At 74.1% G+C, this 11,392-nt stretch carries 7 protein-coding genes; 4 read left to right on the forward strand and 3 right to left on the reverse strand.

What is annotated here, in order from left to right:
- Positions 1 to 54: 54 nt before the first annotated feature.
- Positions 55 to 1,551, reverse strand: coding sequence for an NAD(P)H-hydrate dehydratase (locus VGP36_23645; protein HEV7657705.1), 1,497 nt, complete (start codon positions 1,549 to 1,551; stop codon positions 55 to 57).
- A 215-nt stretch (positions 1,552 to 1,766) separates the two neighbouring features.
- On the opposite strand from VGP36_23645, the gene VGP36_23650 reads away from it, so the two are divergent.
- The 3 genes from VGP36_23650 (at position 1,767) to VGP36_23660 (ending at position 6,878) form a co-directional block, all read left to right on the forward strand.
- The gene (locus VGP36_23650) at positions 1,767 to 5,873 is read left to right on the forward strand and encodes a HAMP domain-containing protein (protein HEV7657706.1); all 4,107 of its coding nucleotides are present in this window, start codon (positions 1,767 to 1,769) and stop codon (positions 5,871 to 5,873) included.
- Between the two features lie 77 nt (positions 5,874 to 5,950).
- Complete coding sequence (locus VGP36_23655) at positions 5,951 to 6,568, forward strand: response regulator (GenBank protein HEV7657707.1); 618 nt, start codon at positions 5,951 to 5,953, stop codon at positions 6,566 to 6,568.
- 4 nt (positions 6,569 to 6,572) lie between these two features.
- Entirely contained in the window at positions 6,573 to 6,878 is a 306-nt protein-coding gene (locus tag VGP36_23660) for a hypothetical protein (protein ID HEV7657708.1), read from the forward strand.
- Between the two features lie 995 nt (positions 6,879 to 7,873).
- On the opposite strand, the gene glmS is transcribed toward VGP36_23660, so the two are convergent.
- Positions 7,874 to 9,724 carry a glutamine--fructose-6-phosphate transaminase (isomerizing) gene (gene glmS / locus VGP36_23665; protein HEV7657709.1) on the reverse strand — a complete coding sequence of 617 codons (1,851 nt, stop codon included), beginning with the start codon at positions 9,722 to 9,724 and terminating at the stop codon, positions 7,874 to 7,876.
- A gap of 18 nt (positions 9,725 to 9,742) precedes the next feature.
- Between glmS and VGP36_23670 the strand changes: the two genes are divergently transcribed.
- Positions 9,743 to 10,273 (forward strand): response regulator transcription factor, encoded by a 531-nt coding sequence (locus VGP36_23670; protein ID HEV7657710.1) that lies wholly within the window; start codon positions 9,743 to 9,745, stop codon positions 10,271 to 10,273.
- A 111-nt stretch (positions 10,274 to 10,384) separates the two neighbouring features.
- Here VGP36_23670 and VGP36_23675 read toward each other — a convergent pair.
- Positions 10,385 to 11,392, reverse strand: a 1,008-nt coding sequence (locus tag VGP36_23675) for a phosphoglucosamine mutase (protein HEV7657711.1), incomplete at its 5' end; no start/stop codon positions are given.

The raw sequence follows: 11,392 nt of genomic DNA on the forward strand, positions 1-11,392 counted from the left end.
TCCCCTCCCGGTCCGTCGGAATCGACCGTACGAACCGGCGCCCGGCCGGGCTTCTCAGGTCCCGCTCGCCTCGCGCAGCGCGTCCGGGACCGCGTCGAGGACGCCGACGGCGGTGGTGCCGGCGCCGTGCGCGGCGATCGCACCGGCCCGTCCGTGCAGGTAGGCGGCCAGCGCGGCGGCCGTCCCGGGGGCCAGCCCGCCCGCCAGCAGCGCGCCGCCGAGGCCCGAGAGCACGTCGCCGCTGCCCGCGGTGGCCAGCCAGGGGGTGCCGGTCGGGTTCACCCAGGCCCGCCCGTCCGGGTCGGCGACGACCGTGGCGTTGCCCTTGAGCAGCATGGTCACGCCCAGGTCGGCGGCGGCGCGGCGGGCCGCCCCGACCCGGTCGGCGCCCACCGGCCCGGCGATCCGCTCGAACTCGCGGTCGTGCGGGGTCAGCACGGTCGGCGCCGACCGCCGCCGGACCAGGTCCTTCTCCTTGGCCAGCAGCGTCAGCCCGTCCGCGTCGACCAGCACCGGCACGTCCTGGCTCAGCACGTCCCGCAGCAGGTCGGCGGCCGCGTCGTCGGTCCCGATGCCCGGCCCGACCACCCAGGCCTGGACCCGGCCGGCCTCGCTCGGCCTGCCCTCGGTGACCACCGCCTCCGGCCAGCGGGACCGGACGTGGTCGGCCGCGGTCCCCGCGTACCGGACCATGCCGGCGCCGCCGTGCACGGCCGAGCCGGTGCAGAGCACGCCCGCCCCCGGGTACGCGGAGGAGCCGGCGGCGACGCCGACCACGCCCCGGGTGTACTTGTCGTCCCGCGGCCCGGGCCTCGGGACCAGCGCGGCCACGTCGGCCGGCTCCAGCACCCGCAGGTCCGGCTCGGGCAGCTCGAGGCCGATGTCCACCAGCCGTACGGTCCCGGCCTGCTCGGCGCCGGCGCCGACCAGCAGGCCGGTCTTCAGGCCGCCGAAGGTCACCGTGACGTCGGCCCGGATCGCCTCGCCGTCGACCGCGCCGGTGTCCGGGTCGACGCCGCTGGGCAGGTCGACCGCGACCACGGTGCCGGTGATCGCGCGCGCCAGCTCGGCCGCGGCCGGGCGCAGGCCGCCGTGCCCGCCGATGCCGACGATCCCGTCCAGCACCAACGTCGCGCCCGCAACCACAGCCAACGCGTCGACGCCCCCGCCCCCGGCGGGGCGGTCGGCCGCGGCTGCCCTGGCCCCGTCGGCGCCATCGGCCCGGTCGGCCCCGGCCCCGATGACCCGGCCGCCCGCGGCCCGTAACGCCGCGAGCCCGCCGGCGTGGGCGCGGTCGGGTGCGAGGAGGACCGCGGTCACGGCGGCGCCGCGGCGGGCCAGCCGGGCGCCGGCGTAGAGCGCGTCGCCGCCGTTGTCGCCCGCGCCGGCCAGCACGACGACCGGGGTCCCGTACACCGAGGGCCGCAGCAGCCGCAGGCAGTGCGCCGCGACCCCCGCGGCGGCGCGCTGCATGAGCGCCCCGTCCGGGAGCGCCGCCATCGCGGACCGCTCCGCCGCCCGGACCGTCTCGACCGGCCACGCACCTCTCACGCCCCCATCCTCCCCATCCGCGCCTCCTTCACCCCACCCGCCCCTGGTCCCGCCGGACCGAGGCCCGCCGCAGGCCCGAGGCCCGCCGCAGGCCCGGGCACCCGCCCGGCCGGAGGCCGCGGGGATGGACGGCGGGTAAGGGCCGCCCGCTCGGCCGGTCGGGCGGGATCACGGAGCGTGGAAGACTGGCGGGGTTCCGAACGAGGGAGGTCGAGGTGGCCGCGCCCGCAGTCGTACCGTCCGAGAAGGCCCGCCGGCCGCGCCGGCTGTCCGGTCGCAAGCCCGAGCCGGAGTCGCCCAAGGGCCTGGACGAGGCCGAGGTCGACCGGCTGCTGACCGCCCTGACCGCGGTCCGGGACGGCGACTTCCGGGTCCGGCTGCGGATGCCGGGCGACCCCGACTCGCCGATGGCCCGGCTCGCGACCGTGGTCAACGAGGTGGTCGAGCGCAACCGGCACCTGACCGGCGAGCTGGACCGGGTCCGCCGGGTCGTCGGCCGCGACGGCCGGCTGGACGAGCGGCTGCGCCCGGGCCACGGCGAGGGCGCCTGGGCCGGCGCCGTCACCGCCGCCAACGACCTGCTCGACGAGCTGGTCCGGCCGACCGTCGAGGTCGGCCGCGTGCTCGGCGCGGTCGCGACCGGCGACCTGACCCAGACGATCGACCTGCGCAGCGGCGACCAGCGGCTGCGGGGCGAGTTCCTGCGGATGGCCCGGACCGTGAACGGGATGGTCGACCAGCTCTCCGCGTTCGCGGACGAGGTCACCCGGGTCGCCCGCGAGGTCGGCACCGACGGCAAGCTCGGCGGCCAGGCCCGGGTCCGGGGTGTCTCCGGCACCTGGCGTGACCTCACCGAGTCGGTGAACACGATGGCCAGCCGGCTGACCAACCAGGTCCGCGACATCGCGCTGGTCACCACCGCCGTCGCCAACGGCGACCTGTCCCGCACGGTCACCGTCGACGTGGCCGGCGAGATGCTCGAACTCAAGGTCACGGTCAACCGGATGGTCGGGCAGCTGCGCGACTTCGCCGACGAGGTGACGCGGCTGGCCCGCGAGGTCGGCAGCGAGGGCACCCTGGGCGGCAAGGCGACCGTGCCCGGCGTGGCGGGGACCTGGAAGGACCTGACCGACAACGTCAACTCGATGGCCGGCAACCTGACCGCGCAGCTGCGCGACATCGCCCAGGTGACCACCGCCGTCGCCCGCGGCGACCTGTCCCGCAAGATCACCGTCGACGTGGCCGGCGAGCTGCTGGAGCTCAAGACCACCGTGAACACGATGGTCGACCAGCTGTCCGGGTTCGCCGACGAGGTCACCCGGGTCGCCCGCGAGGTGGGCTCGGAGGGCCGGCCCGGCGGCCAGGCCGAGGTGCCGGGCGCGTCCGGCACCTGGAAGGACCTCACCGACTCGGTGAACTTCATGGCCGGCACGCTGACCGCCCAGGTCCGCAACATCGCCGAGGTGACCACCGCGGTCGCCCGCGGCGACCTGGGCAAGAAGATCGACGTCGACGCCCGGGGCGAGATCCTCGAGCTCAAGACGACGATCAACATCATGGTCGACCTGCTCTCGGCGTTCGCCGACGAGGTCACCCGCGTCGCCCGCGAGGTCGGTACGGAGGGCAAGCTCGGCGGCCAGGCCCGGGTCCGCGGTGCGTCCGGCACCTGGAAGGACCTCACCGACAACGTCAACTCGATGGCCGGCAACCTGACCTCGCAGGTGCGCTCGATCGCCGCCGTCGCCACCGCGGTCGGCCGCGGCGACCTGTCGCAGAAGATCATGATCGAGGCCGAGGGCGAGACCGCCGCGCTGGCCCAGACGATCAACACGATGGTGGACACGCTGCGCGCGTTCGCCGACGAGGTCACCCGCGTCGCTCGCGAGGTCGGTACGGAGGGCATCCTCGGCGGCCAGGCCCGGGTGCCCGGCGTGGCCGGCACCTGGAAGGACCTCACCGACAACGTCAACTCGATGGCGAACAACCTGACCGGCCAGGTCCGCAACATCGCCGAGGTGACCACCGCCGTCGCCCGGGGCGACCTGCGCCGCAAGATCGACGTCGACGCCCGGGGCGAGATCCTCGAGCTCAAGACGACGATCAACATCATGGTCGACCAGCTGTCGGCGTTCGCGGACGAGGTCACCCGCGTCGCCCGCGAGGTCGGTACGGACGGCAAGCTCGGCGTCCAGGCCGAGGTCGAGGGCGTGTCCGGGACCTGGAAGCGGCTGACCGAGTCGGTGAACCAGCTCGCCTCCACGCTGACCATCCAGCTGCGCGCGATCGCGGACGTGTCCACCGGCGTGACCCGGGGCGACCTGACCCGCAAGATCACCGTGGACGCCGCCGGCGAGGTCGCGGGCCTGAAGGACACGATCAACCAGATGATCGCGACCCTGCGCGAGACCACCCGGGCCAACCAGGAGCAGGACTGGCTCAAGACCAACCTGGCCCGCATCTCCGGGCTCATGCAGGGCCAGCGGGACATGAACGCGGTCGCCCGGCTGATCATGAGCGAGCTGACCCCGGTGGTCACGGCCCAGTGCGGCGCGTTCTACCTGGCCGAGGCGGCGGAGATCACCGCGGCCGCGGAGGCGTTCCCGGACGGCCGGGCCCGGCTGCGGATGATCGCCAGCTACGGCTACCCCGGCGGTCCCGGCGGCACCGAGAGCTTCGCCTTCGGCGAGACCCTGGTCGGCCAGGCCGCCGAGGAAGGCATCCGGATCCACCTCACGAACGTCCCGGCCGGGTACGTCCGGATCTCCTCGGCGCTGGGCAGCGCCCCGCCGGCCGAGCTGGTCGTGCTGCCGGTGCTGTTCGAGGGCCGCGTGCTCGCGGTCATCGAGCTGGCCACGTTCACCCCGTTCTCGGCCGTGCACCTGGCCTTCCTGGACCAGATCACCGAGACGATCGGGGTCACGGTCAACACGATCATCGCCAACTCCCGGACCGAGGAGCTGCTGACCCAGTCCCGCCGGCTGACCGAGGAGCTGCAGGAGCGCTCGGAGCAGCTGCAGGGCCAGCAGGAGCAGCTGCGCGGCACCAACACCGAGCTGGAGCTGAAGAACACCGAGATCGAGGAGGCCGGCCGGGCGCTGGCCGACCGGGCCGAGCAGCTCGCGCTGTCCTCCCGCTACAAGACCGAGTTCCTGGCCAACATGTCGCACGAGCTGCGGACGCCGCTGAACAGCCTGCTGATCCTGGCCCGGCTGCTGGCCGACAACGTGTCCGGGAACCTCACCGCGGAGCAGGTCAAGTACGCCTCGGTGATCCACGGCGCCGGCAGCGACCTGCTCCAGCTCATCGACGACATCCTCGACCTGTCCAAGGTCGAGGCGGGCAAGATGGACTCCTCCCCCACCGACGTCGCCGTCACCAGCCTGGTCGACTACGTGGAGAGCATGTGCCGGCCGCTGACCGCGGACCGGGGTCTCGGCTTCACCGTCTCGGTCGCCGCCGACCTGCCCGAGAACCTGCACACCGACGAGCGCCGGCTGCAGCAGATCCTGCGCAACCTGCTCTCGAACGCGGTGAAGTTCACCGAGTCCGGCGAGGTCCGGCTGGTGGTCCGGCCGGTCGACCGCAACCGGTTCCAGAACCCGAGCCTGCGCCGGGCCCCGGGCGTGGTCGCGTTCCAGGTCGTGGACACCGGGATCGGCATCCCGGCCGACAAGCTGAAGATCATCTTCGAGGCGTTCCAGCAGGCCGACGGCACCACCTCCCGCCGGTACGGGGGTACCGGGCTGGGCCTGTCGATCAGCCGGGAGATCGCGCACCTGCTCGGCGGCGAGATCGACGCCGACTCCACCGTGGGCAAGGGCTCCACGTTCACCCTGCACCTGCCGCTGCGCCGCAGCGGCCCGATGGCCCCGCGGGACGCCTCGGCGTTCCGGCCGACGCCGACGGTGCCGCCGCCGGAGCCGCGGCCGGTCGCCCACGACGACGAGGCCCTGCTGGGCAAGCGGGTGCTCATCGTCGACGACGACGTCCGCAACGTCTTCGCCCTGGCCAGCGCGCTGGAGCTGAGCGGCCTGGAGGTCTGCTACGCCGACAACGGCGACTCCGCGCTGGAGGCGCTGGGCGGGCCGCCGCAGATCGATGCGGTGCTGATGGACGTGATGATGCCGGGCATGGACGGCAACGAGGCGATGACCGCGATCCGGTCCCGCCCCGAGCACGCCGACCTGCCGATCATCGCGGTCACCGCCAAGGCGATGAACGGCGACCGGGAGCGCAGCCTCGAGGCCGGGGCCTCGGACTACGTGACCAAGCCGGTGGACACCGATCACCTGCTCGGCCTGCTGCGCGACCACCTCGGGTAGCCGGACCGGTGCCGGGCGCGCCCCGGCGCCCGTACGGCGCATGGTCCCGTGGGCCGTTCTCCCAGTAGGTTGTCCTGATGGCGCGCATCCTGATGGTCGACGACCGTCCGGAGAACCTGCTGGCTCTGGAGGCGATCCTCAGCGTCTTCGACCACGAGCTGGTCCGGGCCAGCTCCGGGGACGAGGCCCTGAAGGCCCTGCTCACGGGCGACTTCGCGGTGATCCTGCTGGACGTTGCGATGCCCGGGATGGACGGCCTGGAGACCGCGGCGCACATCAAGCGCCGGGAACGGACCCGGGACGTCCCGATCATCTTCCTCACCGCGGTGCACCCGGACGCCGAGCACGCGTTCCGGGGCTATTCGGCCGGGGCGGTCGACTACGTGTCCAAGCCGTTCGACCCCTGGGTGCTGCGGGCCAAGGTGGCCGTGTTCGTCGACCTGTACCACAAGCGCCGCCAGCTCCAGGAGCAGGCGACGCTGCTGCGGGGCCGGCTGAAGGAGGCCGCGCTGGCCGAGGGGGCCGGCGCGGACGACCGGGCCGACCTGGCCGCCGAGCTCTCGGACCGGCTGGCCACCGTGGAGAGCTGCTTCGCCGCGCTCACGCCCGCGGTCACCGACGACCCCGCCGCGGACGAGCTGGCCGCCGGCCTGACCCGGCTGCGCGCCGCGATCGACGCGCTGGCTCCGCGCTGAGACGATGCCAGTCGAGCGGGAGTCCTGGTCGCAGGACCGGCCACCCGACGACCCCTATGCCTACCGGGTCGTCACGGTCGGGCACGGTCGGGACGACGACCCCGCGGTCAAGGAGCTGGTCGAGCAGCTGCACGCCGGTGTCGACGCGGTGCTGGTCGCGGTCGGTGGCGTGGCCAGCCGGACGGTCGACGACGAGCGCGGCGAGTCCAGCTGGCTGCTGGCCCCGCCCCGCGCCTCCGACCTGGCCGACATGGTGATCGCGGTGACCGAACGGCTCAGCCCCGGCAGCTGGACGATCGAGAAGTTCTAGCCGGGCCCGGCCGGGAGAATCCGGTTCCGACCCGACACCTTGGCCTCGTACAGGGCGGCGTCGGCGCGCGACACCTGGAGCTCGGAACTGTCGGACGGCCCGGCCGCGCAGCCGCCGCTGACCGTGATCGGATCGGCGTCCCGTCCACGACGACCGGGCTCGCGGCGATGGCGCCGCGGATCCTCTCCGCGACTGTGAGCACCGCGGCGGAGTCGGCCCCGGGCAGCACGACCAGGAACTCCCCGCCACCCCAGCGGCCGGTGCGCGACGAAGAAGTCTCATTGTCCACTGTGGACCGAGAGCTGGCCGCCGAACGGTTCCGGGCCACCTGGCTGGAGCTCGACGTCCGAGGCAGGCGGAGGGCCCGGGTCACGCCGTCCAGCGACCGTGCCGTGTCCGACAGTTCCGTTCGCAGGCCGGTCACCGCGCCGGCCACCGGACTCAGCAGCGGCCAGCCGCCACACGGGGTCGTCGGGGATGGCGCGAGCCCGTCGGGCGTGACCCTGCACGGACCCAGCGCGGTCCTCGCGCCGACGTGTCCTGCGGGCAGCTTGGTACGGACGGTCGCGACGTCACCGCGAGCGTCCACCAGTTCCCGCTGCGCCTGTACCCCGCGGACCGCGAGCCAGCAGGCGCTGCGGAGGAGCAGAGTCGGCCGGCCGAGCGTGCCTCGCACCACCAGTAGTCGCGAACGCCGTCGTCCCGCCGCCGCCCGTCCCGCAGGGCCCGCGGCGGCCGCTGCTGCGCGACGAACGCGAAGGTGGCGTCCCGGTCACGGGGGTCGAGTTCGTCCGAGCCGCGGCCGACGAGGTCGCTGAAGCCCGAGGCGGCCAGATGCCGCCAGACCGCTGATCCGACCAGTCCCCGGTGCCCCGCCACGTACGCGCGGGCAGCCCGGTCGACCGGTGCCCCGTTCCCCCCGTGCACACGGCGACGCTATGACCACGAGAGTGAGAATCTCGGTTCTGACCGGGGCCCGGCCGCCCCGCGACGGCCTATTCGACCGTCACGGACTTGGCCAGGTTGCGCGGCTTGTCCACGTCGTACCCGCGGGCCTGGGCGATCTCGGCCGCCAGCACCTGCAGCGGGACGGTCGTGACGAGCGGGGACAGCAGCGTCGGGGTCTGCGGCACCTCGATGAGATGGTGCGCGTACGGCCGGACCGCGGTGTCGCCCTCCTCGGCGATGACGATCGTGCGCGCGCCCCGGGCCCGGATCTCCTGGATGTTGGACAGCAGCTTGGAGTGCAGCACCGGGCGCCCGCGCGGCGACGGCATCACCACGACCACCGGCAGCCCGTCCTCGATCAGCGCGATCGGCCCGTGCTTGAGCTCGCCGGCCGGGAACCCCTCCGCATGCATGTACGCCAGCTCCTTGAGCTTGAGCGCACCCTCCAGCGCGACCGGGTAACCCACGTGCCGGCCAAGGAACAGCACGGCTTTGGACCCGGCGATGTCCCGGGCCAGCTCCCGCACCGGCTCGACCACGTCGAGGGTCTGCCGGATCAGCTCCGGCATCGCCTCCAGCGCGGCGAACTCGCGGGCCACCTCGTCGCCGTACTTGGTGCCCTTGGCGCCGGCCAGCGCGAGCCCGACCAGCTGGGTCGCGGCCACCTGGGCCAGGAACGTCTTGGTCGACGCGACCCCGATCTCGGGTCCGGCCCGGGTGTAGAGCACCGCGTCGGACTCCCGCGGGATCTGCGCGCCGTTGGTGTTGCAGACCGCGAGCACCCGCGCCTTCTGCTCCCGCGCGTGCCGGATCGCCTCCAGGGTGTCCATCGTCTCGCCGCTCTGCGAGATCGCGACGACCAGCGTGTCCCGGTCCAGCACCGGGTCGCGGTAGCGGAACTCCGAGGCCATCTCCACCTCGACCGGCACCCGCGTCCAGTGCTCGATCGCGTACTTCGCGATCAGTCCGGAGTGGTACGCGGTGCCGCAGGCGACCACGAACACCTTGTCCACGTCCCGCAGTTCCTGGGCGTCCAGCCGCTGCTCGTCGAGCACGATCCGGCCGTCCACGAACCGGCCCAGCAGTGTGTCCGCGACCGCCGCCGGCTGCTCCTGGATCTCCTTGAGCATGAAGTAGTCGAAGCCGCCCTTCTCGGCGGCGGCCAGGTCCCAGTCGACCCGGAACGGCGACACCTCGACGGCGTTGCCGGCGAAGTCGGTCACCTCGTACCCGTCCCGGGTGATCTCGACGATCTGGTCCTGGCCCAGCTCGACCGCGTCCCGGGTGTGCTCGACGAACGCGGCCACGTCGCTGGCCAGGAACGTCTCGCCCGGGCCGACGCCGAGCACCAGCGGCGAGTTGCGGCGGGCGGCGACCAGCCGGTCCGGGTGATCCTGGTGCGCGACGACGAGCGTGAACGCGCCGTCCAGCCGGCGGCACACCTGCCGTAGCGCCTCGGCCAGGTCGTCACCGGCGGCCGGGAGCGCGGCGGCGAGCAGGTGGGCGACGATCTCGGTGTCGGTCTCGCTGCGCAGCTCGACGCCGGCGGCCTCCAGCTCCGCCCGCAGCGGCGCGAAGTTCTCGATGATCCCGTTGTGGATCACCGCGACCCGGCCGGCCGAGTCCAGGTGCGGATGCGCGTTGCGATCGGTCGGCGCGCCGTGGGTGGCCCAGCGGGTGTGCCCGATGCCGGTCGTCCCCACGATGCCGGTCGGGTGGTCCGACGCGATCGCCTTGTCCAGGTTCTCGATCCGGCCGGCCCGCTTCTCGACCACCAGCTCGCCGTCGAGCACCGCGATGCCCGAGGAGTCGTAGCCGCGATACTCCAGCCGGCGCAGGCCCGCCAGCACGACGTCCACCGCCTGCTTCGACCCGACGTAGCCCACGATCCCGCACATGCGCAGCAGGATACGGGAGTGCACCTGTTGCCCGGGCTGGACGGCTGGCAGGTGCTCGACCGCGTCCGCGACCTGTCCGACCTGCCGGTGCTGCTGCCGACCGCGCACGGGGCCGAGGCGGAGAAGGTGCGCGGGCTGCGGGCCGGCGCCGACGACTACCTCACCAGGCCGTACGGGAACGCGGAGCTGGTGGCCCGGGTGCACGCGCTGCTGCGCCGCAGCGCGTCCGCCGCCCCGCCCCCGGACGTGTACGACGACGACCTCATGCGGCTCGACCCGAACGCCCGCACGGTGCTGGTCGACGGCGCCGACGTACGGCTGTCGCCGACGGAGTTCCGGCTGCTTGCGGTGCTCGCCCGCAACAGCGGCCAGGTGCTCACCCCGGCCCAGCTGCTGGACCGGGTCTGGGGCGACCCGACCGGGATCGGGCCGGAGCGGGTGAAGTTCGCGGTGCTGCGGCTGCGCCGCCGGCTCGGCTGGGCCGACCCGGAGTCCTCGCCGATCCAGTCGGTAAGCGGGATCGGCTACCGCTACCGGCCCACCGCATGACCGCACCGGACGAGGCGCTGGCGGTGCTGGTCGCGAACCTCACCCAGGGCGTGCTGTACGAGGACCACCGGCACACCGGCGGGCGGGCTCTCGCTCGTCCGGCCCGGCGGCTCAGCTGGCGGCGACCGCGGTGGCGACGCGGTGGGCGATCGCGTCGGCGCTGTCCTGCGTCGGCGCCTCGACCATGACCCGCACGATCTGCTCGGTGCCGGACGGGCGCAGCAGCACCCGGCCGTCGTCGCCGAGCTCGGCCGCGGCGGCCTCCACGGCGGCGACCACGGCCGGCGCCGTCGCCACCCGGGCCCGGTCCGCGACCGGCACGTTGATCAGCACCTGCGGCAGCCGCTGCACGACCGCGGCCAGCTCGGCCAGCGGGACCCCGGCGCCGGCCACCCGGCCGAGCAGCTGCAGTGCGGTGAGCAGCCCGTCGCCGGTGGTGGCGCGGTCGGCGAAGACCACGTGCCCGCTCTGCTCGCCACCGAGGGACAGGTCGTGCTCGCGCAGCGCCTCCAGCACGTACCGGTCGCCGACCGGGGTGGTGAGCAGCCGGATGCCGGCGTCGCGCATCGCGTGGTGCAACCCGAGGTTGCTCATCACGGTCACCACGAGCGTGTCGGACCGCAGCCCGCCCTGCTCCCGCAGCGCCAGCGCGCAGATCGCGAGGATCGCGTCACCGTCGACGACCGAGCCGTCCGCGCAGACCGCCAGGCAGCGGTCGGCGTCCCCGTCGAGCGCCACCCCGACGTCCGCGCCGGACTCCCGCACCGCCTGGACCAGCCCGGCCAGGTGGGTGGAGCCGACGCCGTCGTTGATGTTCTCGCCGTCCGGGCCGGCCGCGATCGCGATCACCTCGGCGCCGGCCCGGGCCAGCACGGCCGGGCCGACGACGGACGCGGCGCCGTGCGCGCAGTCGACGACGACCCGCACCCCGTCCAGCTTGTGCGGGAGGGTGGCGAGCAGATGCTCCCCGTACCGCTCGGCGGCATCGGGGAGGTCCCGCAGCCGGCCGACCGCGGCCCCGGTCGGCCGGGTCCAGCTCTCGCCGATCCGGGACTCGATCTCGTCCTCGACGGTGTCGGCCAGCTTGAACCCGCCCCGCGCGAAGAGCTTGATCCCGTT

This window comes from Mycobacteriales bacterium (assembly GCA_035995165.1).
Lineage (GTDB): Bacteria > Actinomycetota > Actinomycetes > Mycobacteriales > CADCTP01 > CADCTP01.